Origin of the sequence: Tautonia sp. JC769 (assembly GCF_040717455.1) — a bacterium.
Taxonomy (GTDB): Bacteria; Planctomycetota; Planctomycetia; order Isosphaerales; family Isosphaeraceae; genus Tautonia.
Map to the genome: position 1 here is coordinate 156,108 of NZ_JBFEFH010000008.1, position 24,795 is coordinate 180,902.

Sequence of the window (24,795 nt, forward strand, 5' to 3'; positions counted from 1 at the left end):
GGAATGTTGCTGAACGATCGGAGATGCCTGCTTGCCGCAATCGCGGCAATCATGGGAGTTACGGTTTCTGCGTCTTCCTCCCCCGCGCAAGATGCGGTGAAGGATGATCAGTTCCTTCAGCAAGTGCTCCCGCTCCTCGAGAATTACTGCATCGACTGCCATGCCGAAGTCTATGCGGAGGGGGGGGTCGTCCTCGATCACTTCGAGAATGGGGCGTCGGCTGTCGAGGACGGGGAGACCTGGCTGCGGGTGCTTGATGCATTGGAGGGTCGCATCATGCCCCCGATCGACCTCCCGCAGCCGTCGCTCGAAGAACTGGAAACCATGGTCGATTGGATCGAGCGGGACGTTCTGGCCGCCCGACCCGATCGGGCGAGTCCTCCCCCGGTCGTGCTCCGGAGATTGAACCGGCAGGAGTATGACAACACGATCCGGGATCTGCTTGGCGTCGACCTCCCGCTCTCCGAGGCGTTCCCCCCGGATGAGATCGGGTTCGGCTTCGATAACGTCGGCTCGGCGCTGAATATCTCCCCCATTCACATCGAGAAGTACCTGGATGCCGCCGAACGGGCCCTTGATGAGGCGATTACGCTTCCCGATGTCGAAGGATATCCCCCCGTCGAGTTGATCGGCCTGCGGACGTATCCGCTCCCGATGGACAGCCCCGTCGAATTCGAGCACGCCTTGAAGCCGGGTCGCTACCTGGTCGATTTCAGCTTGGTGAGGGTCCGGGTCGCCGACGAGGTCCCTCCTCCCCTGCTCGACATTCGCCTCGGAACGCTGGGGCGCCGCGTCGAGGCGGTCCAGGTCCAGGATGAGACGGTCGTCTATCGGCTCTGGTTGACGGTCGCCGACGGAGACTCGAAGGCTCGTATCGCGCTCGCTCCAGGCCAGACCGAATCAGAAGTCCTGGGACCAGACGTGATCGCCGCCATCGCGGGCGGCGATCAGCGTTATGGTGATGCCCGGGGTTTGCACGTCGATTCGATGGTCGTCCGCGGTCCGATCTCGGTGGAACCTGAAACGTTCCCCCCCTCGCATCGAGACCTCCTCCCGTGCGCCCTCGGGTGCGAGGATCCAAGTTCACTCGACTGCGCGCGTCGGGCCATCGCTCGATTTGCTGAGCGGGCGTTCCGGCGACCGGTTCGACCCGACGAGGAAGAACGGCTCCTTGAAATGTACCGCCTCGCCTACGATCGAGGCGAGAGCCACGAACGCGCGATCCAGGTCGCCATGACCACGGCCCTCGTGTCCCCGCAATTCCTCTACCTCGTCGAGCCGGACGAGTCGCGCGAGGATCGGGAGCTCGACTCCTTCGAACTGGCCAGCCGACTGTCTTACTTCCTCTGGAGCAGCATGCCTGACGAGTCGCTCTTTCAGGCCGCTCGGGAGGGAACGCTCCGGGACGATCTGCCCCGACATGTCGACCGCATGCTCGACGATCCTCGATCCGAGGCCTTCGTCGCCAACTTCGTGGGCCAGTGGCTGCAACTCCGGACACTCGCCGGTGCCTCGCGCGATGAGACGCTCTTTCCCGGCTTCGACGATGACTTGCGTGAGGCCATGCGCGAGGAGACTCAGCGTTTTTTCGCCTCCATTTTGCGAGAGAACCGCAGCATCCTCGAGTTCCTGGATTCCGATTACACGTTCGTGAACGAAGACCTGGCGGCGCATTACGGCCTGGAAGGGATCACCGGCGACGAGTTCCGCCGAGTCACCCTTTCAGATCGGAACCGGGGCGGTCTCCTGACTCAGGCGAGCGTCCTGACGCTGACGTCGAATCCAAACCGGACCTCTCCCGTCAAACGGGGACAATGGATCCTGCAACAAATTCTCGGGACGCCCCCTCCTCCCCCTCCTCCCGGCGTCCCCGAGCTGGACGAAGATCCGCAAGCCGCCGAGGACGCCTCGCTCCGAGAACGATTGGAGCTCCACCGGACGAATCCCGAATGCGCCTCGTGCCACCGTCAGATGGACCCATTGGGCTTCGCCCTCGAGAATTACGACGCGATCGGTCGATGGCGCGTCGCGGATGGCGACCTGCCGATCGACCCTTCGGGAGAGCTGCCCGGGGGGATCCGCTTCGCGGACGCCGGCGAGCTGAAGCAGGTCCTGGCCTCCACCGCCACCAAGAAGTTCGCCAGGACCCTCGTGGAAAACCTGATGACCTACGGTCTGGGCCGCGGCCTGACGCCCGATGATTATCCCGAGATCGAAGCGATTCGAGAGCGGCTCGTCGCCGACGACTATCGAATCCGCACGATCATCTCGGGGATCGTTGAGAGCCGGGCCTTCCAGCACCGGGGTGTCGCCGAGTGATGGGATTGGAGTTGCGTTCCCCGATCGTCCCGGCCCCTCCGGGAATCGAGGCGATCGGGTGCGGAAGCCTGAAGACCCGCGTCCTTTTCCGGGGGAAGTTGAGATGGCGATCCGGATGAATCGGCGATCGATGCTCCGAGGCATGGGGGCCGCGCTCGCCCTGCCCTGGATGGAAAGCCTCCCTGCCGTCGCCGGCCCGGTCGGTGCCGCGTCGCAAGGCCCCCCCGTCCGGATGTGCTACTGGTATGTTCCCAACGGTGTTCATCTGCCGGCCTGGTTCCCGGAGCGACCGGGTACGCTGGTCGATCTCCCCGAGACTCTCCAGCCGCTCTCATTCGCCCGGCAGTATCTCAACTGCTTCCACGGGCTGACTCACAACACCGCGCTGACCAATGGCGATGATGAAGGGTGTGGCCACGGCCAGGGGGCCGCGAGTTTCCTCACCGGTGCCCAGGCGTACAAGTCACAGGATGCCGTGCGCGTCGATGTCTCGGCAGACCAGCTCTATGCGAGGCACGTCGGCGATCAGACCCGCCTTCCGAGCCTCGAACTCGGTTGCGAGGCCGCCCGGTCGGGCAATGCGTTCGGATACAGCGGGACGTATAAGACGCATATCTCCTGGCGTACCCCGACCTCCCCTGCCCCTTACGAGCTGAACCCGAAACTCGTCTTCGATCGCCTGTTCACCGACGGCAGCGAGAGTCTCACGCGGGCAACGGTCGCCGACCGCGACTTCTACCGGCGCAGCATCCTCGACTATGCGCTCGACGACGCCCGTCGCGTCCGCAGCCGGGTCTCCTCGGCCGATCGCCTCAAGCTCGACCAGTATCTGACCGGCGTGCGTGAGGTCGAGCGCCGGATCCAGAATGCCTCGTCGACGGATCTCTCCGGGACCGACTTCGAGCGACCCGAGGGGATCCCGAGCGACTTCGACGAGCACCTTCGACTGATGTGCGACCTGATGGTCCTGGCCTTCCAGACCGATAGCACCCGAGCCTCAAGCTTCATGGTCACCAAGGAGGCGACCGACAGGAACTACCCCTGGCTCGGCTTCACCGACGGCCACCACGAGCTCTCGCATCACGGCAACGACGAGGAGAAGCACCGCAAGCTCCGCGAGATCGACCGCTACCACATCTCAATCCTCGCCTACATGATCGAGAAGATGATGGACGTCGAGGAGGCTGACGGTTCGAACCTGCTCGATCACTCGATGATCCTCTTCGGCAGCGGCATCAGCGACGGCGACCGGCACGACCACGTCAACCTGCCCGTCATCGTGCTCGGCAAAGGAGGAGGCTCGGTTCGCTCCGGCCAGTACCTGAAGTGTCGGCCGGAAACGCCCATGTCCAACCTCTTGCTCTCGATGCTCCAGGGCGCGGGTGTTCCCGTGGATCGCTTCGGGGACAGCACCGAACCGCTGTCAGGCTTCCTGGCCTAGGCTGATGTGCCCCTCGTTTCGGTGGGACGGCGGAATCGATCCGGCCTTCCCACCCGGGATTCCCATGGCGTCGGAGTGCGATCGTGCAAGCTCGAGACGTGTTGAGGCTTCTTGCAGTCGTTCTCTCGTGTCTGATCGGGTCAGCCACCCCGGCGGCGGGCGCGGTTCAGGACCGCCCGGGGGCCGATCGGGCCGACTCCTGGAGCACGGCCCTGAAGGATCCGGACGTCGAGGTTCGCCGGGCTGCGGCGATCGCCCTCCGAGAGGCCGACGCGGAGACCCGTCTGCTTGCCTTGCCCGCCATGATCGGTGTCCTCATGGACGAGAAGGACGGCCAGGTCCGACTCCCTGTCCTCGACGCCGTGACCGACCTGGGGCCCGATGCGGCTCCGGCCGTCCCGGCCCTGCTCCACGCGCTTCGCACCCCGTTCGGCGATCGGCGGATGGAGCAGACCCATCAGGATTTCCGCGCCGCGCTGGCCCTGTCGAGCGTGGGAAGCCCCGCGGTCGGGGGGCTCCGCGAGACGTTGGGGGACCGCCGGGAGAACGTTCGGGCTGAAGCCGTGATGGCCCTCGGTCGGATCGGTCCCGATGCGTCGCCCGCCATCTCCGATCTCATCGAATTGCTCCGCGACCCCAGCGATCGGATCGGGCGCGAAGCTTCGGTGGCGCTCGGCGCGATCGGCCCGGAGGCGGTTGGACCCCTGAGCTCCGCGGCCGAGCACTCCGACGCGGTCGTTCGTGCTCGGGCCGTCCAGGCCCTCGGACTCTCAACGACCATCGGTTCCGATCATCGGGTTCTTGAACTCCTGCTCCATCGCATTGGCGATTCGGCCCCGGAGGTCCGCGCCGCGGCGGTCGAGGCGATCGGCCGGTCTCCCGCGGACGATGCAACGCTGATCAGCCTGCTCGAACGCAGCCTTCGCGACGAGGTCGAGGGTGTCAGGGCCTCTGCGGTCCAACTGCTCTCCGAGCGGCTCGACCTGCTCAAGCAATTGGTGCCGCAACTGGATGACCTCCTTTCGGACTCGGATGAAGGCATCGCCTGGCACGCCGCCTTCCTCCTGCATCTGCTTGGCCCTGACGCGGCGCCGACGCTGATCAACGCCCTGGGACGCGAAGGCAGTCAGGTCGATCAGATCGCCGAGGCCCTGGCTCTGATCGGCCGCTCCATTGCCGGTCCGCTCGCCGAGGCGGTCGAACACCCTGACCCTCGCATCCGTCGGGGTGCTGCGCTGGCAATGGGGCGGCTCCGGCCCCCGGCGCCCGGTTCCGTGCCGAGACTGATGCGTGGCCTCGACGACCCTGATCCCGACGTCCGTCGATCGTTTCTCGGTGCCATCGGGGAACTCGGCCCGAGGGGGCGTGACGCCCTGCCGGTGGTTCGCGACTTGCTCCGCGACGAATCGGCGGCGATCCGTCTTGAGGCGATCACGGTGCTCCACCGCCTCGGGCCGAGAGACGATCGCCTTCCCGGTGACCTCGTTCTCGCGCTCGAGGATGACGACGAACAGGTCCAACGACGAGCGATCGAGACGCTCCGATCCCTTGGCCCTTCAAGCCGCCCTGCCCTGCCCGCGGTCATCGGGACCCTGCAGGATGCCCCTCCCGGAGTGCGCATCGCGGCGATGGAGCTGATCGCCGCGCATGGCCCGGCCGCGTCGGAGGCGGTGCCAGCGGTGGGCGCGATGCTCGACGACCCTGATCCGGCATTCCGGGTCATCGCCGCGGAAACCCTGTCCGCATTGGGATCGGCGGCTCGTCCGATGGCTGATCGCCTGATCCCCCTGCTGGACGACGACGATCCCCGGACGCGGGAGGCCGCGACTCTGGCGCTGGGAAGTATGAAACTCGATCCGGAAATGCTGCGACCTCATCTGGTGCGGTCACTCCAGGATGACGCTGCCGGTGTCCGCGACGCGGCACGCCGAGCCATCCAGCGGCTGGGACCCGAGGGGGGGCTCTTCGTGCCCGACCTCATCGCGATGGCTGCCCTCGAATCGGACTCCCGGTCCGTCGAGCGATCGCTCAGGCGATTCGAGCGGACGGGGCCACACGAGCGGTCGATCCCCGAATTGATCGAACTCCTGAAGCATGATCATGAGTCCGTCCGTGGACTGGCGGTCAAGTTTCTGGGGCTCGCCGGCCCTGCTGCCCGGGACGCGATCCCCGCGCTGGAAGAATTCCAAGATGACCCCAGCCCCGGGGTCCGGGAGGCCGCGGCAGCAGCACTCGCGCAGATCCAGCCCGAATCCTAACCATCGGCGATCATTTGTGATCCCCCCGAACTCGATGCAGGAGTCTCCTCTCCTTTGCGAGCCTCTTGCATCGGTTCTGCCCAGGTCGCAGACTGAGGCGATGCGATCCCCCTCCAGCCAATGACTGAGGGCCGATCGGAGTGGAATAGTGTCGACGCGGAGCGGGGAATCTCCAGCCTGCGGCGACTCGACCTGATCCCGAGTCTGGCGCCCCCTGGTCGATCGAGGTCTCTTCAGCACACTGAAGCGAGATCCGGCGCCTCACATCGGAACCCCTGATCGCTGGGAGATCACGATGCATCGTCGAGGATTCCTGGGCACCTCGGCCACGCTGGCAATGGCCGGTTCGATCGGGCTTCGGCCCGGGATCGGGAGCGGCGCTCCCCAGAACGAGGAATCCTCCGGGACGGCCGCTGATCGCGAGCCGGATCCGAAGATCGCCAGGGCACGCGAGGTGGCCCTGGGGCTGTTGAATCCGACTCGCGACGAGTTGGAGCACGGGCTGAGGCTCCACGCGGAGTCCCTGGTGTTCGATGCCTACGGTTTCGCCCCGCGGGCAGCCATCGACGGCGAAGCCGTCCGGAACGCGGTCGAGGCAGGTGCGTCGACCATCGAGGTCCAGGACCTCACCGAAGAGATGTCCATGACGCGTCCCGCGATCAACCAGGACGAGCGTGCCGATTTCGCCGCCGCCTGGATCGCTTCGGGGGTCACCTGCATCTTTCAGAATGCCGGCGAGGAAGGGCAAGACCCGCTTCGCTTGATGAAGCGACTGGCCCGCTTCACCTACCTGACCGACATGCTGCCCGAGACCCTCCGCCGCGCAGCCTCTCCCGACGACATCCTGGCCGCCAAGGACGCGGGCAAACGCTGCCTCTACCTGACGGGCAACGGCGTTCCGCTGACGCAGCAGTGGGTCTCAGTCCAGGATGAGCTGAGATACATCCGCATCTTCTTTCAGCTCGGCATTCGGATGATGCACCTGACCTACAACCGCCGCAACATGATCGGCGACGGCTGCGCCGAGCCGGCCAATGCCGGCCTGAGCGACTTCGGGCGGGCCGTGGTCGCGGAAATGCATCGCCTGGGGGTCATCCCCGACGTCGCCCATAGCGGTTGGCAGACCAGTCTCGAGGCCGCCCAGATTTCGGATTTCCCGGTCGTCGCGAGCCACACCACCTGCGAGGCCCTGCACCGGCACATTCGATCGAAGCCTGACGACGTCATCCGAGCGATTGCCGACACCGGCGGCTACATCGGGATCTGCTGCATTCCCAGATTCCTCGGCGGCAAGGGAGACATCAACGCATTCCTCGATCACATCGACTATGCCGTGCGCCGCTTCGGCGCCGATCATGTGGCCATCGGGACCGACGTCGCCTACACATCGCGAGCCGCGGCGGCCGAAAGCCGCAAGGTCCCCTCGCGCGGCCGTCGCCGCGACCGCTGGGAAGCCCTCTGGCCCGATGACCCCTTCGTCACCACCCCCGAAGCCACCGAAAGCCTCGCCTGGACCAACTGGCCGCTCTTCACCGTTGGCATGGTCCAGCGCGGGCACTCCGACGACGCCATTCGCAAGATCGTCGGCGGCAATGTCCTCCGTGTCGCCCGCGATGCGTTCCAGCGATCGATCGGCGCCCCGAATCCCACATCCTGACGTTCACGGACGCCTTCGCCGACGACCTCCGGTCGATCGATTTCAACCGGGCATCTTCGCCAAAGGGTGCGAGGTCACACTTGCCAACGCTCGATCCGAGTCAGATCGAAGGGGTCAGCCACCACCGCAACGCCCCAGGCCAGGCAATACCTGTGGCTTCTTCGATCGAAACGCATCCAAGATCAACACAACGCTGATCCCTCACCGACGCGGGGCAGCATGATGACACACATCATCACAAAGGCTTATGATGGATTTCAGGGTGGCGGCCCGCAAGGGGGGCCATCTTGTTTCAATCGCCCCGATCCCTCGGGCTCCTCAACGGCTCGCCCCACTCCTTCGACCGGCATCCGAGGCGTTGATCGATGGTGAACATCCAGGACCTCTTCGACGACGCCAAGTGCTACCAGGCGATCCGGGAGATGCGTTGGCCCGACGGCGTCACCTGCCCTCAATGCTCCTCGGATTCGGTCATCAAGAATGGCCGGGATGACACCGAGCCCCATCGCCAACGCTACGAGTGTCGGGGCTGTCACCGTCGCTTCGACGACCTCACCGACACCATCTTCGCCGGCCATCACCAGCCACTGCGGACCTGGATCGCCTACCTCTACCTCATGGGCCTGAACCTCTCGGGATTGCAGATTGTCCAGGAGCTCGAGATCAACAAGGACAACGCCCGGGTGATGATCCAGCAGCTTCGCCAGGGGATCGTCGAGCGTCGCCCCCCGGTCGCCCTGGAGGGGGAGTTCGAGTGCGACGAAGTCTAGGTGGTGGCCGGACATAAGCGCCATCCCGAGGCTGTCCGAAAAAAGGGCGTCCTCCCCGACGGCGACGGCTGAAGGGGGAGCGAGGCCGGGGGACACTGGCCAAGGAGAAGCCGCCGATCTTCGACATGATCCAGCATGGCGGCGAGGTGGTCATTCGCATGCTGGAGAACGTCAAGTAGGTGACCATCGGGCCGCTGATCGAGCGGACGATCGCCAAGGGGGCGCTGGTCTACACCGATGAATATGACATCTACAGCCGGCTGGTCGAGTGGGGTTACGATCACGAGACGGTCTGCCATGCGGCGGGCGAGTATGCCCGTGACGACGGCGGGGATGGATTCTGGAAGGTGCATGTCAACACGCTCGAAGGGTTCTGGTCGCTGCTCCGTTCGTGGCTCCGTCCCCATCGGGGAATCCCACAAGAGAGCCTTCCGCTGTACCTCGGATTCTTCGAGTTCGTGCACAATGTCCGGGCCCGGGGCAAGAGGCTGTTGGGCTCGCTGATTGGCCTCTTGCTCGCACCACCCCGGAATCCATCTTGAGCCATCAAAATTACCATCACGCCAGTAATCATTGGAAATAGCCTTGCCAGGATTTCCGATCCCGGTAGGGTCGTTCCTGTCGTCGGCGATGACGCCGTCGACCGGGGCGAAGCCTGCCGGCTCGGGCGCCGAGGGCGAAATGCCCCGGTCCCCTGGCACCGTGCGGCGGGAACGTGTCGCCCTTGAGCGTCGAGTCGGGGGCGAAGACGGGCAGGACGCCGTCGCCGACCCGGAAGAAGACGTGCCGCCCCGCTTCCCTGCTCATCATCTCCGGTCCAAGCACGTCCCGGTAGGACGCCTCGTCGGCGTCCGGGTCGTCCACGTAGACCGCCGTCTCGACGATCGCCTCGATCCTGGTCGGTTCGACCATCCTCGCCTCCCCGGCTGAGGGAAGTGACCCCGAGCACGGATTCGCTCCGATCGTCACCCCACTTCGCCCAGGAACTTGAGCAGTTCGACATGGAACGCCGCCGGGTCGCTCATGTATGGGGCGTGGCTGCCCCCGGGGATGACGACCTTCCTCCCCGACTTCACCGAGTCCACCAGCAGGTCGGCATGCCCCTGTGGTACGGTCGTGTCGTTCTCGCCCCAGATCGCCAGGACCGGGGCGGTCACCCGGTCCAGCATCGCCCGGTGCTGCGAGATGCCCACCGGGGCGACCGCCACGAAGCCCGAGACCCGCTCCGGGTCCTCGGTCACCAGCGGCAACGAGAACCGCCCGCTCATCGACGGCGAGACGACCACCGGCTTCTCGACCTTGAGCAGGTCCAGCAGGACTCGGAGCCAGGTCCGGTGCGTGCCCAGGCTCGGCGAGGACCTGCCGTAGCCGGGCAGGTCGACGGCGAAGGCCCGATACCCGGCAGCGGACAGCGCCTCCAGGGTGCCGATCTCCTCCCAGGTCGCCGACGAGAAGCTCGCCCCGTGCAGCAGAACGACCGGGCGACCGCCCTCAGGACCGGCAACAAGGCAGTGGACCCGCCCGCCCTCGACCTCGACCCATCGGGATCGGTGCTCGCTCATGGTCGCCTCCGCTTGCGTGTACCCGAAGCCGGGCGGTCGATCTCGATTCCCTGCTCCTCGAACCATCGGACGAGCCCCGCCTCCAGCACCGCCGTCGCCTCGGCCAGCGTGCCGGGCCGGTCGTCCTCGAAGTCCAGCCCGCCGTAGCCGATCGCCCGGACGACGAAGCCGAAGGTCTCCTGGTCCCCGATTTCCACATGGCCGTAGCCCCGGACGTACTCGGCGATTGCCGGGAAGAGCGACTCAATCCTCGCCTGCTCGGGGGTCGGCCTCGCCATCCCCTCCTTCTTCCGCTCCTCCAGGATTCGGAGGAGTTCGGCGTAGGCGTCCTCGATGACGGGGAGCCCCCGCTCGACGGAGACCTCGACCTCGATGCCGATCTCTTCCAGGTGGGGGAAGAGCCCTCGCCACTGGTGGTGCCCCCGCAGTCGGACGAGCCGGGGGCGGTGGGCACGCCCGGTCAGCGGACGCCTCATGGCGTGCGCCAGGAGCGTGGCGAGGTCGTTGACCGAGGGCCTGCCGTGGACCGGCAGTTCGGCGAGCAAGGAGCCGTCCTCGGTGCCGACCACCATCCCCTGGTAGTGCGTCTCGCCCTGCTCGATCGGTTTGGACAACGCCCGGAAGTCGGCCTCCCAGGTCTCGTCTTCCTGCGGGAGGCGCTTCATCTGGCTCTTGACCAACGCCACCCCCTTGCCGAGCTTCAGTTTCTCCTCGTCGGGCATGGTCAGCCTCCCCTCGACGATGGCATCTCCCTCTGGACAACTGCCCGCCGATGTCGTTGATTGGAGCGTGCCGGTCCGTCGCTCTCCCTCGCAGCACGACAGATACCATGTTCGTCGGGACGGCGACGACCGATGTCGCACGATCACACTCGGGATGTCCCTTCATCGAGGTCGAACCATGGTCCGCTGCCGTGTCCTGGCGATCATATCAAGTCTCTGGTTCGCCGTCCCGAGCACGCTGGGCGACGAGCCCCGTCGGGTCATCATCGACGCCGACACCGCCAACGAGATCGACGACCTCTACGCCATCGTCCGTGCCCTGGTCGCTCCCGAGTTCGAGGTCGAGGGGCTGACCTCGGCACACTGGAGCCGCTCGACCGAACCCAACGACACCGTCCATCAGAGCCAGGCGATCAACGAGCAGATCCTCGGACGGATGGGGCTCCTCGATTCGGTCCCCCACCCCGTCGGAGCGGACCGCTCCATGCCGGACTCGGAGACCCCGGTCGACTCCCCCGCCGCCCGGCTCATCATCGCCCGAGCCCACGCCGGAGGACCCGGGGACAAGCTCCTGGTCGTGGCGCTCGGCGCCTGCACGAACCTGGCGTCCGCCCTGCTGCTGGACCCCTCGATCGAGGAGAAGGTCGTCTTCGCCTTCATCGACGGCGACTACAAGGACGGCAAATGGGGTCCGGGCATCTTCAACTGGAAGAACGACATCCACGCCGTCCGGGCGATCTTCGAGTCGGGGGTCGAGTACGTCCACATGCCCGCACGCTCGGTCAGCGTGGAGATGGAACTTGCGAAGAACGAGGTCGACGAGCACCTCAAGGGGCGGGGCGGCGTCTGGGACCTGCTGGTCGAGCGGTGGGAGACGTATCCCCGTACCGCCGGCAGAGAGAAGAAGACCATGTGGGACATCGCCCTGGTCGAGGCGCTGCTGCGCCCGGATCTTGCGACCCCCGTCGTCGTCGGGGCGCCGATCATCCACGACGCCGAGACGGTCGAGCAGCATCCGGAGAACCCCCGGCGGGTGACGGTCTTCCAGGCGATCGACGCCGAGGGCATGCGGCGGGACTTCTGGGAGGCGATCGAGGCCGCCATACGATGATCCTCGGGCATGCGGCACGCCAGAGGTTCCTCTTCGTCAGGGGGAGCGCTCGCTTCGAGACGGATCGAAACCCCGATGCCCTCAACACTTCAGCCACCGCAGGTCTCGATTGACCTCATCCGGTTCGAACGCCTCGGGGTCGAACTCCCCACCAACCCACTCCAGCAGTTCCTCGTGCTGCTCGTGCCCCGGGTCCCGGATCGCATCGAGGAACTCGGCGTAGCCCCACGGCCCGCCCACGTCCTCCGGCGGGCAGGACCGCCTGCCGTCCACGCAGACCGGGTAGGGCTTCCCCTCCCCGGGCGGCAGCACCTTCTCGACCAGGACCTCGTGGTCCCAGTCGTCGCCGAAGTCGTAGGTGTAGCCGAATCTGGCCTTCTCCCTCGTGAAGAGGTCGCTGAGCCTGACCCGACCGGCGTCCTCCATGTCGAGTTCGGTGGCGCCCCTCGGGTCGGTGTAGCCCTCGTCGCCGACCTCGAAGGAGTAGAGGTGGTAGTTCGCCCAGCCCATGGCGACCTGGAATGCCGAGGTCACGCCGGACCTTGTTGTAGAGGGCGCGGCTGATCTCGCCGGGGTGACCGGCCTTCGCCCAGCGTCGGTTGATCTGCCCCAGGTCGAGGTCGGTGTCCTTGTCCAGGGCCTTGCGGAGGAAGTCCGACTTGGTGACCCGCTTCTCGGCCTTCTACTTCTCCATACGTCCCTCCGATCTCGGGGGGATTGCCCCTGACTCACCCTGCTCGGGGGTGATCGACCATGGATCAACTCGGACCTTCGGCGGTGACCTGGGCCGCACGGATCGCATCCCCGGACCATGACAGTAGCGCCTCCTGGTCGTCGAGCACGTCCTGGGGCACCTCGTAATACGACTTGAGCGTCTGCCTCTCGTTGGGCCGGAACGGACCCATGCCCCGGGTCAGGTAATCCGGCTTCGAGGATTCGTCCACCTTCAGGTAGAGCCGGTCCCGGTAGACGATGGCGAAGATCATGCCCCGCCAGTAGACCCCATGCCCGCCGAACATCGCCCGGCTGCTGATGTCCCCGAACGGGCTCAGGTGCCCGAGGAACTCATCGACGCCGATCATCACGACGACCCCGGCTTCAGCGACCTCGTGGCGATGAACGTCGGGAGATACGCCCCCAGGGGCGATTCGGGATCGGCGTCCTCGTAGAAGCCGACCAGGGCGAAACCGGCCTCGATCTGACCCCCGATCTGGTCCCCCAGCGTGTGACCGAAGGCCAGCGGCTCGTCCCGATCGGCGAGCCGCCGCCGATCCCCCTCCCCGAGGCTCGTCAGGTCCGAGTACGGGATCGTGTGGGCGACCCGGAACTCGCCCCGCTCCAGGGCGAACTCGTCGAACAGGTAGAGCACCGGGTTGGCGAAGCCGGAAAGCAGCAAGCCCCCCGGACGCAGCACCCGGAACGCCTCACGCCAGACGGGGCGCACGTCGGGGACGAAGCCGTTGGAGCACGGGTGGGCGACCAGGTCGAACCGACCGTCGGGGAAGGCGGACAGGTCGGCCATGTCGCCCCGGACGGTCTCGATCCGGAGCCCCTCCCGTTCGGCGACCATCCGGTCCCGGTCGAGTTGGGCGGGGCTGTTGTCCAGGACTGTGACGTTCGCCCCGGCGGCGGCGAGCACCGGTCCCTGCTGCCCGCCTCCGCCCGCCAGGCAGAGGACATCGAGCCCCCCGAGCGGCGGGAACCAATCGACGGGGACGGGCTTGGAGGGCGTCAGGACGATCGACCAGTCGCCGCTGCGGGCCCGGGCGATGACCTCGGGGTCGACGGGGACGGTCCATCGGTTGCCCCGCTCGACCTGCCGGTCCCAGGCGGTACGGTTGTAGGAGAGGATGTCGTCCGGGTCGGTCATGAAGCGTCCCTCAATCTCCGACGCACCTCATCGGTCGCCGGGTTTCACCCCTTCTCCTTGGCGATTGAGGCGACCTTGGCGCTCGTCACCCTGATGTAGTCGCCGGGTGCGAGCAGGACTTGCAGTCCCCGCACGCCGGCCGAGATCGAGATGATCTCGAACAACTCGGCGGTCTCGTCCAGGTAGACCGGGTAGCCCTTCTTGCAGGCCAGGGCGGTCACGCCGCCCCGGATGTAGCCGGTCAGCGGCTCGACCTCCTTCAGCGGCACGGTGTCAATCTTCTTGTCGCCCGTCGCCTTCGCCAGGGCCTTCGGGTCAAGCTCGCAGTCGCCCGGCACGACGGCCAGGCAGACGCCGTGCTTGTCGCCACGGGCCACCAGCGTCTTGAACACCCGCTCGGGCGGCAGGCCGACCTTTCGGGCGACCGTCTCGGCGGCCAGGTCGTCGGGATCGACCTCGTACTCCCGAAGCTCGAACGGGATGCCCTGGCGCTCCAGCAGGCGGACGGCATTGGTCTTGGAGACGGCCACGGCTCTCTTCCGACCTGGGGAACCATCGGGGGGCATCCGTCGCCGAGACCCCGGCGTCCGGCGATCTGATAGGATACCACGGCGTGGGGCGGATCGCCTCGCCCTCGCCGGTCACGAGCCGGCCCCGGAGCACTCGACCGATGCCCCACTTCCTCTGCACGACCTGCGGCACCCAGCACGCCGAGTCCCCGGACCCGCCCGAGCGTTGCGTCATCTGCGAGGACGAGCGCCAGTACATCGGCTGGGGCGGGCAGCAGTGGACGACGCTCGACCAACTCCGCTCCGACCACTCCAACCAGGTCCGCACCGAGGAGCCGGGGCTGACCGGCATCGGCACCACGCCCAAGTTCGGCATCGGGCAGCGGGCGCTGCTGGTCCGGTCCCCCGGCGGCAACGTGCTCTGGGACTGCGTCTCGCTGATCGACGAGGCGACGATCCGGGCGGTCAACGACCTGGGCGGGCTATCGGCGATCGCAATCTCGCACCCGCATTATTACTCGTCGATGGTCGAGTGGAGTCGGGCCTTCGGCGGCGTCCCCATCCACCTCCACGCCGCCGACCGCCGGTGGGTCAAGCGCCCCGACCCGGCGCTCGAATTCTGGGACGGGGAGACCAAGGCGCTCCACGACGGGATCACCCTGGTCCGCTGCGGCGGGCACTTCGAGGGCGGCACGGTCCTGCACTGGCCCGCCGGTGCCGACGGGAAGGGGGCATTGCTGTCCGGTGACATCCTCCAGGTCTGCATGGACCGCCGCCATGTCAGCTTCATGTACTCGTACCCGAATTACATCCCGCTGCCCGCCGACGAGGTCCGCAAGGCGGTCGCCGCCGTCGAGCCGTTCGCCTTCGACCGCATCTACGGGTTCATGTTCGATCTGGCGATCGAGAAGGACGCCAAGGCGGCGGTGCAACGCTCGGCGGATCGTTATCTGCGGATGATCGGGGCGGGAGGGAACGGGCCATGAGCGCCGTCCCCTGGAGACGACCACCGATTTTGTGGATCGCCCTGCTCGCATTGACGATCGCCCTGGGCATCGGCTCCCGCCGCTTCGCTCCCCACCTGCCCGGCCTCGTGGCGACCTATGCCGGGGACACGCTCTGGGCGACGGCGGCGTTCCTGGGGCTCGGGCTGCTCCTGCCCAGAGCTGCCACGGGACGGGTCGCCTCGCTGGCGATGCTGCTCTCCGTCCTGGTCGAGGTCAGCCAACTGTACCGCGCCCCCTGGATCGACTCGATCCGCCGGACGACCCCCGGAGCGCTGCTGCTGGGGCACGGCTTCCTCTGGTCCGACCTGGCCTGCTACGCCGTCGGCGTCTGCCTGGGTGTGGGCGTCGAGGTCGTGGTCGGGGTCCTGCCGGGCAGGGAGGGTCGATCCGCATCCCATCAGGGCAATCGGACGCAGGACCGCCGATCCTGAACGACTCGTGGCCGTGGCCCGGTCGTGCCCTGGCGTGCGGATTCGTGCGGCCTCAATGCGAGGTCCGATCCTCCGAGCGGGGGTCGTCAACCGCCTCGCCGCTGTTCAGCTTGCCCCGCAGCGCATCGGGACGGAAGGGGCCGCTGGCGTCGTAGTAGGGCTCGTGGAGGTCCACGACGTTGACCATCACCCCCGGCTCGTCGGTCGGCAGACTCGCCCCGACCAGCCCGTCGGGCGTGATGAACCGGCTCGGCCAACTCCTCGGGGCCGACGAGTTGTTGATCGAGACGAACATGTTGTTCACGCCGGCGTACGCCCGGGCCGTCACCGGCATGATCTCCGGGTGGATGCTCCCCGGCTTCTGCCGGGCGTTGTAGAACGAGTGCAGCATCAGCCGCACGCCGAGCTTGCTGTACTCCCGGTACAGTTCCGGGAAGCGGATGTCGTAGCAGATCAAGAGCCCGCACCGGACCCCGTCGACCTCGAAGGTGACGAAGTGGTCGCCCGGCGAGTAGTGCTCCAGGTCGCCGGCGGTGCAGAACCGCTTGTCGTAGCGGTCGACGATCCGGCCCTCGGGGTTGATGACGTAGAGGCTGTTGTGCGGCCGGTGGTCGCCGCCGAGCCGGTGGGTGCTGCCCAGGACGACCCAGACGCCCAGGTCACGGGCCGTCGCCAGGATCGCCTCGGTCTCCGAGTGCAGGGCGTCCCAGTCCAGGCCATCGATCGACGACAGGTCGACCCCGGCGTAGCCGGACAGGGCGCACTCGGGGAAGTGGATCAGGTCGGCCCCCTCGTCGCTCGCCTGGCGCATCTGGGATCGGATCCACTCGCCGTTGGACCGGATGTCGTCCGAGACGGGGAACTGGCAGGTGGCGAGCCGGAGCACCCCGCCCGACTCGTCGGCGTCCTCCGCCCCGGCGGCGGGGACGCAGGACGCCAGGGCGGCGAGCACGGCGATCAGGGTCGTCGTCCGGGCGATTGGCGGTCGTTGCATGCGTCGGTTCCTCCTATGGGGTCCTCGGCATCATCGGACCAGATCGTCGCCACCCCTGCAAGAAGGGACGCCTCGGTGGGCGTTGCGTCGGGGCCATCAGCCTGACGACGCCCAAGCAGGGGCAATGCAGAGGTGTCGGGGCGACCGGCGACGTTGAACGGCATCCGCCAGGGCATCGGCCTCCGCCGCAGGCAGGCCGACACGTCACGGTCGTTCCGGTACGATCGGAGCGGCCCCTGGAGGAGCGTCCTGAAGCGATGGGCACCTTGACCGGGCGGCGAGGGAACGAGGCCAGGTGGAGCAAGGACAGTGCGGACAGCCGACGAATACCTCCTCGACCTCTCCGAGTCGCCGGAACAAATGCTCGCCAACCACGCCGGGCGGGTCTTCGATGCGGCCTGGCGGGTCGACTTTTCGGCCCCCGGCTTCTGCCTGATCGACCTGGGTCCTGGCGTCGGCTCGCTCGACCTCCGGTCCCTGATGCTCGGGCTCAAGGGGCACCTGGACGGGATCGCCGCCGATCGGGGCATCTCCCCGTTCCGCTACCGATCGATGGGACGCTTCGACCAGCAAGAGACGACGAAGTTCCACCTGGACGGGGCTCCCGACAGGTCCCTGCTGATGCTGGGGTACGAGCCCTCGGTGGTCTGCAGCCGCCTCTCGCTGGCCGACTACGCCCGCTGTGCGTACGATCTGGGGATCGAGCCTCGACAGTTCCTGAGGGATTACAACCCGATGTTCCGCCGGGGCGAGGAACTGCTCGCCCCGCAGGTCACCGAGTTGCCCGAACCGGCCGAGGGCCACGCCCGCATCCTGCTCATCAACAATAGCTCGCTTCCGTACGCCGAGGCTGGGACAAACCCGCTGGGCGTGCTGCACCGGGCGGAGATCCCCGATCCGAGCCGGGACGAGCGCCGGATCGTCAACTCGATCATGCTCGTCGTGGCGGACGAGCCCGACTCGGCAGAGGTCGGTGAGGAGCAGCGGCGGGAATTCGCCACCACCGACCGGATCAGCGAGAAGACCTCGACCTGACCGGCGAGGGACGGGCTGGGCTTGGTTTTCTTCCTCGCCATGGTCAATCCCCCGGCTCCCGACTCGTCGCCTGGATGAGCAAGCACGCCACCTCCCCGGACCCGTGGGTCTTCCGACGGGAGAAGGGTATCCTGGTCCGAGGGATGTTTGCTCTGGACCGAGGGCTCTGATCCGATCCGCCCGGTGGGTAACCCCCGTGCTCGATGAAGACGCCGGAGAGCCTTCGGAAACCGTCATGGCTCTCGGGCTTCGCCTGCTATGTTACCGACCAATAACCCCGGAACGACCGCCCTGACAGCCAGGTTATCGATGATCCGAACCCGCAAGCTCGCCCCGGTCCTCGCCCTCATCGTCCCGATCGCCGTCCTGATCGTCTACCGTATCCTGCCCTCGATGCCCCCAGGCAACCTGGGAGTCGTGGAAAGTCGCCTGGCAAGCTGCCCCGACTCCCCCAACTGCGTCTCGTCGCAGTCCGAGGACGCCGAGCACCGGGTCGAGCCCCTCCCGCTCCGGGGATCGGCGTCGGAGGCGCTCGGTCGGCTCCGGTCGGTCCTGGAAACGATGCCCCGCACGAGGATCGTCGACGAGCAGGAATACTACCTCCACGTCGTGGCGACCAGCCTGGTATTCGGGTTCGTCGACGACGTTGAATTCCTGGTCGGCGAGGATGAACAGGTCATCCACGTCCGCTCGGCGTCCCGAGTCGGTCACTCGGACCTCGGCGTGAACCGGGATCGGGTTGAGCGGATCAGGGAGGCGTATGAACGGTCTGGTGGGGGCGAGTGACCGGAGGCTGGTCGATAAGCTCGATGTCGTTCGCCGAGAACTTCGGTCCTGCTCGCCCGTTCGCCGATCACTTCCTCGCCACGCCCCGGTATATCGAGCCGAGCAGCCGGGGTGTCCCCTCCAGGAGGAACCGGGCGACCTCCACCTCCCGGAACAGCTGACTCCGGACGACCGACTCCACGTCCAGGTCGAGACGGCATCCGTCCGCAAGGACCCGCTGGATCAGGGTCAGCCGATGCTGCCAGCGTCGGACACTCGGGTCGTCGTTCAGCCCGTGTTCCAGGAACAGGAAGCGACCGCCCGGCTTCAGAACCCGGTAGACCTCGGACAGCGCCCGACGGACCGCTGGGATGCTGCACAGCGTCCAGGTCGTTACGACACAGTCGAAGCGATCGTCTTCGAACGGCAGGCTTTCCGCCCCGGTGACACGATGGTCGACCTCCATCTTGCTGCGGGCGATCCGCCTGCGACCGAGGCGACCCATGCCCTCGCCGGGGTCGACGGCGGTGAGCCGTCGGACGTGCTCGGGGTAGTGCTCCAAATTCAGCCCGGTGCCGAAGCCGATCTCCAGGACCTCGCCATCCACATCGGCGAGAAGCTCGCTGCGGAGTCGGGCCATCTCGGAACGCCTCATCGCCCGGTCGCAGAGGCGTGGGAAGACGTGCCGGGAGTAGATGCCCATGGTTCGCCCCACTCGTTCAACGGGATGTCCCGGGGTCCGCAGGAGATGATCGTTCCGGGATCGATGCCGTTAGGCCCCGGCGCAGGATCAGGCCGACCACGACCGGGCCGAGCAGGACCGTCGCCAGGACGAGCACCCAGAGACGCCCCCGCAGGACATTGTAGTCGGCCAGCAGCTCTTCGAGAGGCTCTCCCATGATGAGGTGGAAAAAGCCGAATTCGAAGGCAACGGTCATCGCCGTCCAGAGCACGCCGATCAGGACCAGTTCGAGGGTCGAGCACGACCGGGCGACCCGCCGGACGAAGGCGACGATCACCAGCGCCATCAGCCCGACGGCGATCAGCGTCCCGTTCCCATGGGCTGCCGGCTCGCCGATCCGGGGCACCAGGAGCACCTCCCGCACGGCAACGACGGCGAAGGCGACGACGGCGAACACGAGCCAGACGGCAACCGAGGAGAGATCGATCGTCCACTTGCCAGTCATGCGCTCTTCCCTGGACAGTCCGGCGATCTGGTAACTCATTCGCTCTTACCGACCCTTGAACTTTGGTTACATCCCATGCCCGGTCCCGATGTGCCTCCGGAGAAAATCAGCGAGCCCCTCCGCATCGTCCGTCCCCACCCGGAGCGTCGACCGGCGACGGCGGCGGATGACCACGCACTGCCGACCCCAGATGTTCCAGACCCAGCCCCCCCGAAGCAGGCTCAGGTGGATGCCCCAGCCTTCCAGCAGGAGCGTCCGACCGACCTCGACCTCTCGGATGTCGTCGTAGGGGATGCTCGTCCGGAACAGGGGGAGCGGGCCGAAGCCGACGCAGAGGCGGTCGCCCCGGTCCTCGACGGTCAAACTTCGGAAGGAGGCGCCGAGGAGCAGGAACATCGCACCCATCCCCAGGAACAGCAGGCGGGCGGCGTAGGGCTCGCCGGAGAACACGGCGAGGGCCATCATCAGCACGCCGAACCCGTCGAGCAGCAGGTGCCAGTATCCCCGCTGGGTATGCCGGTAGTCGGTGTCCGTCTGGGCGGTCATCGCTGCGTCCTCGGAGTTCGATCGATGAACACTCAAGCCCCCTTGCCACCCCCAGGGGACTTCCCCGGCACGACGAACTGTCACCCGGGACCGACGATGGCGCCCCGGCTGGTCGCCCTGGAGTGGATCAGGATCGGCAGCAGCGGCGTCAAGGCTCGCCCCGGAAGGTCTGCTGGAGTTCCTCGTTCACGGCCTCGATGTCGAACGCCTCCGGGTCGAACTCGCCGCCGACCCACTCCCGCATCTCTTCGTGCATCTCGTGCCCCGGGTCGGCGATGGCGTCGAGGAAGTCGGCGTAGCCCCAGACCCCGCCGCAGTCCTCCGGCGGGCACGCCCGTGCCCCGCCCACGCACCGGGGATATTCGACGCCCGGCTCCGGTGCGAGCGCCTTCTCCACGGTGACCTCGTGCTCCCACGAGTCCCCGAAATCGTAGACGTATCTCATCCGGGTCCGCTTCCCGCCCTCTGCGACCCGACTCAGGAGGACCGTGTCCTCGTCCTGCTCTTCGGACCCGAAGTCCATGCCGAAGTCGTCCGGCGGGGGCGGCCCGTAGCGCTCGCCCCGGACGACGAACTCGTGCAGGTGGGCGTCCTCCCAGCCCATCACCACCTGGATGACCTCGTGGAGTTCCCCGAGCGTGCAGTCGGGGACCCGGATGCGCCGCCAGATCGGCGGCCTGCTCCCCCGGAGCGTGACCTTCAACTGGTAGACCGTGCCGGTCCCCTCGCCGGGCTTGAGCCCCGCCCCGCCCGGCTCTTCTCCTTCGAAGGCATCCAGGAGGTCGTCGACCTTCTCCAGGACGGCAGAGAGCCGCTTCCTGTCGGGGCTCGGAGCGAACGCCAGCGAGGTGTCGACCTCCTCGGCCATCTCTTCGAGTTGCTTGCGGGTGAAGTCGACGGCTTGCGTGCCCTCGCCCGCGTCCTCGACCTTCCGCTTGAGCCCTCGCTTCAGCCGAGTGCAGTGCAGCAGGGACTCCCGCTGCCTGGCGGTGAGCTTCAGGGGGAAGGTCTCGTCCTGCTTGGAAGATCGCTTCGGCATCGGCTGGACACTCCTTTCCATGTCGGTCCCCGAGGCGACCGGGCCTCGGGGCCTCGATCACCCCTCGATCCCGATCTGCTCCAGGAAGTCCCGGTAGGCTGCTTCCAGGTCGGCGTCTCCGTCGAAGACCAGGATGCCGAATCTCATTCGCAGGGTCTCCCCCGCCTCGACGATCACCCGACTCGGCTCGCCCCCGGTGAAGGCGTTGCGTCCGAACGGGTTGGCCACGAGCAGTCCGTAGTCCCGGGCGTGGTACCACGGGCGTCGGAAGTTGCCGGGGTCGGGCATCAGCAGGAGGCCCACCCGCTCGCCGTCGATCTCCCCGGCGTAGGAGCACCAGTCGGCCTGCGCACCCCATACCTGGGCCTCGTTGACTCTCCCCTCGCTGTCGATGATCCGCCCGCCGTTGACCACCGCCAATGGGGTGGCGAGCCGGACGCCCAGTCCCATCTCCTCCTGGTCGCCGAAGGCCAGGGAGCCGCCCACGGGTCGGAACTCCGAGTCCCAGACCAGCAGCGTGCTGGCGGGCCGGACGACGATGGTCAGGCGGCAGACCTCCTCGGCGATGACCTCGCCGTCCTTGAGGTAGCGATTCCGAACGGCGAAACGGCCTCGGCCTGGGCTGCCCAACGGCTCCTCGACGAACCCGGCGTGCCGGATGGGGTCGGCGTTCCGCCAGGAGTCGGCCCCATTGAGGTCGCCGAGGGCCAGCCAGAGGCCGGGATGGAACGTGGGGTGGTCGGCGATATCCACTCCCTCGACCGGCGGGTTGCTGCGGGTGACCTGCACGCCGCTCGGGGAGCGGAGGTGCTCCAGGAAGGGGCGGGGGATGCGACCCTGCTCGAAGACGTAAGTGGCGAACGGCTCCCCGCCGATCGTGATCCCCAGGCCGTCAGGTCGCTCCTCGAAGGCGACGGTGGGCGCATCGGGGTCGGAGTCGGCCTGAGCGATCTCCTCAGGCTCCGGGTCGTCGTCGAACCATGCCAATCCCGGCATGAAGAGCAGGGCAAGCGTCTGCAACAGCATCAAGCACCAGCGGACGGTCATGGTGTGGCTCCTCGGCGGGGGATTCAGGCGGGCGCCAGGCGATTCGGGCGGCACCAGCGGACCCGGGCCAGAAGCGTGTCGCCCCGCCAGCCGTCCTCCGGCAGCGTCTCACCCACGGTCACCCACGACTCCTCCGGGGTGGCGGCGACCGTGTGGAAGTTGCCCATGCGGGCGACGTGCGTCGGGTCGTCGATCCCGTCGCCGATCAGCGGCAGGACCACCCGCTCCGACGCCCGGATCAGCCGCAAGCGGTCCCGGTCCACCTCGGAGACATACAACGGCGCCCTCCACCGCATGACGTTGACGTTCGCGTCATCCCTCCGGGTGTAGACCAGGAAGAGCCCGTCGGAGTGCGGCAGCCAGTGCTGCTGGGTGGTGGACATGACCAGCGGCTCGCCGTCGTCCCAGCACCAGGGCCGCTGCGGACCCCAGCGCAGGCCGTCGTCGGAGACGGAGACGTAGCCCCGGTCGTCCTCGGCCCGGATCGTCAGGTAGAAGCGACCATCCAGGCGGGTCAGCGAGGGCTCCAGCAGCCCCCGACCGCTCGTGTTGACCAGTTCGGAGCCCACGTCCAGGATGCGGAGATCACTCCCGTCGAACGAGCAGCGCACGGTCGTGACCGAGCGGTGGGTGCGGCCCTCGGGTCCGAAAGACAGCGGGACGAGCACGTCGCCGTCGTCCAGGACCACCCGCTGCGAGCAGCCGCAGGTGGAGATGGCCGAGCCCCGAGGATCGTCCCACTCCAGCCGCCGGGGCTCGGACCACCGCCCGTCCGGGGACCGGACGACGGAGACGGGCCATCGCCTCCGCTGGGGCCGGGCCAGGACGCCGCCCTCGTAATAGACGTTATGCCCTATGGCCAGGACGGAGTTCGTCTGTGCATGGTATTCGGGGACCACGTCGCAGACGCCCACCTCCCAACCGCCGCCCAGATCCCGTCGCCCCAGCCCCGGGATCGGCTCCGGCATGCTCCAGGTACGGCCCAGGTCCGAGGAGGTCGTCCAGTGGACCGGCCCGAACACGTCGGAGCCGCCGATGGACTGGAGGGTCATCAGGGCGACGGGGCCGTCGGCGGCGGGGACCATGCAGGGCCGGGGGTGGAACCACGTCGTCCCGCCCCGGCGCCCGGGGAAGATGACCTCCCGCCCGATGCCGGCGACCAGTCCACCGCCATCACGGTCGTCGCCGTCGCCCCCGGAGGCCGGCAGGTCGACGGCACCCCCCGCCGCAAGGGAGGAGACGAGGCCGATCCCAGTGCCCAGGAAGCGACGACGGTCGAGGAACTCGATGGAGCTTGCCATGGTGGATGCCTCATGCGATCGGGCCAACGAGGTTCCGGGGGCTCCGGGGCATCCCGGCCGACGCCGATTGTCCCCCTCGCCGGACCCGCCGTCAAACGGCCGGCTTCCGCACGGTGGCTTCCGAGGCCGGGCGACCGCCATCTGACCGATCCCGAGTCTCGGAAGTTGCAACGCCGAGCGCCGCCCTCAGCGGGCATCCTCCCCCCGCCGGCTCTCCCCGCCGATATTGGCCCAGCAACTCCTGGGACCGCCGGGCGAGCATCCGCCGGACCTCCCGCCGCTTCCCCTTGACCCTTGGGATCACCATCCCGTCGTAGCAGGTCGTCCGATGTCGCATCCAGGCGATCACGGCTGCCTCGGCCCGTTGCTCCACCGGGATACGGCTGGTCCTGGCCACGGTGCCGCTGCCGACCGGCGTGGCGTGCTCGGTGACGGCACGGGCGAGGCGGTCGGCCAGGTCGTCGTGATTGGGATGGAAGGCCAGGAATGCCAGGACCGCCCCTCGGAAGTCCTCGACGTAGCGGGACTGGGCCTCGTCACGGCGACGGGCGTCGGCCTCCCTCCGCTTGGTGTAGCCCGTCGTTGCTCGCTCGGATGAGAGTTCGGCCCGGATGCGTTCGATGGTCACCGACGGAGCCCAGACGCCCCGGGAGAAGACCTTGCGTCCCTTTCGCTCGGCGACGACCCAGTGGTCCCCGGCGGCCTTGACCCGGCGGGTGAGCCCGGCGTCCCCCGGCGGCAGGAGGACCCAGCCCTCGGGGACGGTCACGACCCGTCCGTCGGCGTCCCTGACGGAGTTCGCCGTCGGGCCGGGGGAGAAGGTCTGTCCGCTCATGCCGCTCTCGCCTCCTTGCGTTCGGTTCGCAGAACTCGGCGCTCGGGTTCCTTCCGCTTGTGGCCCCGTTTCCCGGGTGACCACAGGCTCCGCTCTTCATCGGCTACGACCCGGATCGGCCTTCTGCTTGACCCTCTTCCCAGTTCGGCGGTGGGCGACCTCCCTGTCCCCGGACATCCGACCCCGAGCCGATTGTGCCCGCCGCCATTTCCGCAGTCAAACCGGAGGGTTATGCTCGACGGAGGGGGATGACACGGAGAAGTTTACATCCTCGGCATGGAGTTCGGAGGGAGCAATGCCCGGCTGGGAGATGAAGATCATCGAGGCCGAGGTCGAACGTCTCCTCGCCCTCGCCGCCGAGGACGCCGAACTCCGAGCGGACCTCCGGG

26 protein-coding genes are annotated in these 24,795 nt (G+C 67.4%); 11 read left to right on the forward strand and 15 right to left on the reverse strand.

Annotated elements, in window-relative coordinates:
- Window positions 1-96 precede the first annotated feature (96 nt).
- From AB1L88_RS10765 to AB1L88_RS10790, 6 genes are all read left to right on the forward strand, one after another.
- Window positions 97-2,319, forward strand: coding sequence for a DUF1592 domain-containing protein (locus tag AB1L88_RS10765; RefSeq protein ID WP_367096657.1), 2,223 nt, complete (start codon window positions 97-99; stop codon window positions 2,317-2,319).
- A 115-nt stretch (window positions 2,320-2,434) separates the two neighbouring features.
- Window positions 2,435-3,760, forward strand: coding sequence for a DUF1552 domain-containing protein (locus tag AB1L88_RS10770; protein WP_367096658.1), 1,326 nt, complete (start codon window positions 2,435-2,437; stop codon window positions 3,758-3,760).
- Window positions 3,761-3,843: 83 nt separating this feature from the next.
- Complete coding sequence (locus tag AB1L88_RS10775) at window positions 3,844-6,018, forward strand: HEAT repeat domain-containing protein (RefSeq protein WP_367096659.1); 2,175 nt, start codon at window positions 3,844-3,846, stop codon at window positions 6,016-6,018.
- A 295-nt stretch (window positions 6,019-6,313) separates the two neighbouring features.
- Window positions 6,314-7,675, forward strand: coding sequence for a membrane dipeptidase (locus AB1L88_RS10780; protein WP_367096660.1), 1,362 nt, complete (start codon window positions 6,314-6,316; stop codon window positions 7,673-7,675).
- Window positions 7,676-8,040: 365 nt separating this feature from the next.
- Complete coding sequence (locus tag AB1L88_RS10785; RefSeq protein WP_367096661.1) at window positions 8,041-8,445, forward strand: transposase; 405 nt, start codon at window positions 8,041-8,043, stop codon at window positions 8,443-8,445.
- A 179-nt stretch (window positions 8,446-8,624) separates the two neighbouring features.
- Window positions 8,625-8,987, forward strand: coding sequence for a transposase (locus AB1L88_RS10790; RefSeq protein ID WP_367096662.1), 363 nt, complete (start codon window positions 8,625-8,627; stop codon window positions 8,985-8,987).
- Between the two features lie 28 nt (window positions 8,988-9,015).
- On the opposite strand, the gene AB1L88_RS10795 is transcribed toward AB1L88_RS10790, so the two are convergent.
- Genes AB1L88_RS10795 through AB1L88_RS10805 form a run of 3 tightly spaced genes read right to left on the reverse strand, consistent with a single transcriptional unit; the run spans window position 9,016 to window position 10,729 of the window.
- A complete protein-coding gene (locus tag AB1L88_RS10795; protein WP_367096663.1) occupies window positions 9,016-9,357 on the reverse strand; it encodes a hypothetical protein in 342 nt (113 codons plus the stop codon).
- A 53-nt stretch (window positions 9,358-9,410) separates the two neighbouring features.
- The gene (locus AB1L88_RS10800) at window positions 9,411-10,007 is read right to left on the reverse strand and encodes an alpha/beta hydrolase (protein ID WP_367096664.1); all 597 of its coding nucleotides are present in this window, start codon (window positions 10,005-10,007) and stop codon (window positions 9,411-9,413) included.
- Entirely contained in the window at window positions 10,004-10,729 is a 726-nt protein-coding gene (locus AB1L88_RS10805; protein WP_367096665.1) for a hypothetical protein, read from the reverse strand. Before AB1L88_RS10805 ends, AB1L88_RS10800 begins: the two co-directional genes overlap by 4 nt.
- Before the next feature lie 178 nt (window positions 10,730-10,907).
- Here AB1L88_RS10805 and AB1L88_RS10810 point away from each other — a divergent pair, with 178 nt between their 5' ends.
- Complete coding sequence (locus AB1L88_RS10810; RefSeq protein WP_367096666.1) at window positions 10,908-11,840, forward strand: nucleoside hydrolase; 933 nt, start codon at window positions 10,908-10,910, stop codon at window positions 11,838-11,840.
- An 81-nt stretch (window positions 11,841-11,921) separates the two neighbouring features.
- Here AB1L88_RS10810 and AB1L88_RS10815 read toward each other — a convergent pair whose 3' ends face one another.
- From AB1L88_RS10815 to ybaK, 4 genes are all read right to left on the reverse strand, one after another.
- Window positions 11,922-12,374 (reverse strand): plasmid pRiA4b ORF-3 family protein, encoded by a 453-nt coding sequence (locus AB1L88_RS10815; RefSeq protein WP_367096667.1) that lies wholly within the window; start codon window positions 12,372-12,374, stop codon window positions 11,922-11,924.
- A 224-nt stretch (window positions 12,375-12,598) separates the two neighbouring features.
- Complete coding sequence (locus AB1L88_RS10820) at window positions 12,599-12,922, reverse strand: TfoX/Sxy family protein (RefSeq protein ID WP_367096668.1); 324 nt, start codon at window positions 12,920-12,922, stop codon at window positions 12,599-12,601.
- Window positions 12,922-13,710 carry a class I SAM-dependent methyltransferase gene (locus AB1L88_RS10825; protein WP_367096669.1) on the reverse strand — a complete coding sequence of 263 codons (789 nt, stop codon included), beginning with the start codon at window positions 13,708-13,710 and terminating at the stop codon, window positions 12,922-12,924. The genes AB1L88_RS10820 and AB1L88_RS10825 overlap by 1 nt, the downstream gene beginning before the upstream one ends.
- Before the next feature lie 44 nt (window positions 13,711-13,754).
- Entirely contained in the window at window positions 13,755-14,240 is a 486-nt protein-coding gene (gene ybaK / locus AB1L88_RS10830) for a Cys-tRNA(Pro) deacylase (protein WP_367096670.1), read from the reverse strand.
- Window positions 14,241-14,380: 140 nt separating this feature from the next.
- On the opposite strand from ybaK, the gene AB1L88_RS10835 reads away from it, so the two are divergent.
- Together AB1L88_RS10835 and AB1L88_RS10840 are read left to right on the forward strand one after the other, a co-directional pair.
- Window positions 14,381-15,205, forward strand: coding sequence for an MBL fold metallo-hydrolase (locus AB1L88_RS10835; RefSeq protein WP_367096671.1), 825 nt, complete (start codon window positions 14,381-14,383; stop codon window positions 15,203-15,205).
- A complete protein-coding gene (locus AB1L88_RS10840) occupies window positions 15,202-15,657 on the forward strand; it encodes a DUF2809 domain-containing protein (RefSeq protein ID WP_367096672.1) in 456 nt (151 codons plus the stop codon). Before AB1L88_RS10835 ends, AB1L88_RS10840 begins: the two co-directional genes overlap by 4 nt.
- 52 nt (window positions 15,658-15,709) lie before the next feature.
- On the opposite strand, the gene AB1L88_RS10845 is transcribed toward AB1L88_RS10840, so the two are convergent.
- Complete coding sequence (locus AB1L88_RS10845; protein WP_367096673.1) at window positions 15,710-16,651, reverse strand: carbon-nitrogen hydrolase family protein; 942 nt, start codon at window positions 16,649-16,651, stop codon at window positions 15,710-15,712.
- A gap of 309 nt (window positions 16,652-16,960) precedes the next feature.
- Here AB1L88_RS10845 and AB1L88_RS10850 point away from each other — a divergent pair, with 309 nt between their 5' ends.
- Window positions 16,961-17,686 (forward strand): hypothetical protein, encoded by a 726-nt coding sequence (locus tag AB1L88_RS10850; RefSeq protein WP_367096674.1) that lies wholly within the window; start codon window positions 16,961-16,963, stop codon window positions 17,684-17,686.
- Window positions 17,687-17,995: 309 nt separating this feature from the next.
- Window positions 17,996-18,472: a DUF1499 domain-containing protein gene (locus tag AB1L88_RS10855; protein WP_367096675.1), complete on the forward strand. Its 477-nt coding sequence runs from the start codon at window positions 17,996-17,998 to the stop codon at window positions 18,470-18,472.
- A gap of 67 nt (window positions 18,473-18,539) precedes the next feature.
- On the opposite strand, the gene AB1L88_RS10860 is transcribed toward AB1L88_RS10855, so the two are convergent.
- The 7 genes from AB1L88_RS10860 to AB1L88_RS10890 all read right to left on the reverse strand — a co-directional run bounded on the left by AB1L88_RS10860 (window position 18,540) and on the right by AB1L88_RS10890 (window position 24,406).
- Entirely contained in the window at window positions 18,540-19,154 is a 615-nt protein-coding gene (locus tag AB1L88_RS10860; RefSeq protein WP_367096676.1) for a class I SAM-dependent methyltransferase, read from the reverse strand.
- 16 nt (window positions 19,155-19,170) lie between these two features.
- Complete coding sequence (locus AB1L88_RS10865) at window positions 19,171-19,638, reverse strand: hypothetical protein (RefSeq protein ID WP_367096677.1); 468 nt, start codon at window positions 19,636-19,638, stop codon at window positions 19,171-19,173.
- Window positions 19,639-19,704: 66 nt separating this feature from the next.
- On the reverse strand, window positions 19,705-20,184 hold the full coding sequence (locus AB1L88_RS10870) for a hypothetical protein (protein WP_367096678.1): 480 nt from the start codon (window positions 20,182-20,184) through the stop codon (window positions 19,705-19,707).
- Between the two features lie 148 nt (window positions 20,185-20,332).
- Window positions 20,333-21,223, reverse strand: a complete 891-nt coding sequence (locus AB1L88_RS10875) for a plasmid pRiA4b ORF-3 family protein (RefSeq protein WP_367096679.1) — start codon at window positions 21,221-21,223, stop codon at window positions 20,333-20,335.
- A gap of 57 nt (window positions 21,224-21,280) precedes the next feature.
- Window positions 21,281-22,270 (reverse strand): PmoA family protein, encoded by a 990-nt coding sequence (locus AB1L88_RS10880; protein ID WP_367096680.1) that lies wholly within the window; start codon window positions 22,268-22,270, stop codon window positions 21,281-21,283.
- 23 nt (window positions 22,271-22,293) lie between these two features.
- Window positions 22,294-23,571 carry a sialidase family protein gene (locus AB1L88_RS10885; RefSeq protein ID WP_367096681.1) on the reverse strand — a complete coding sequence of 426 codons (1,278 nt, stop codon included), beginning with the start codon at window positions 23,569-23,571 and terminating at the stop codon, window positions 22,294-22,296.
- A gap of 91 nt (window positions 23,572-23,662) precedes the next feature.
- A complete protein-coding gene (locus AB1L88_RS10890) occupies window positions 23,663-24,406 on the reverse strand; it encodes a DUF2293 domain-containing protein (RefSeq protein ID WP_367096682.1) in 744 nt (247 codons plus the stop codon).
- Window positions 24,407-24,795: the final 389 nt, after the last annotated feature.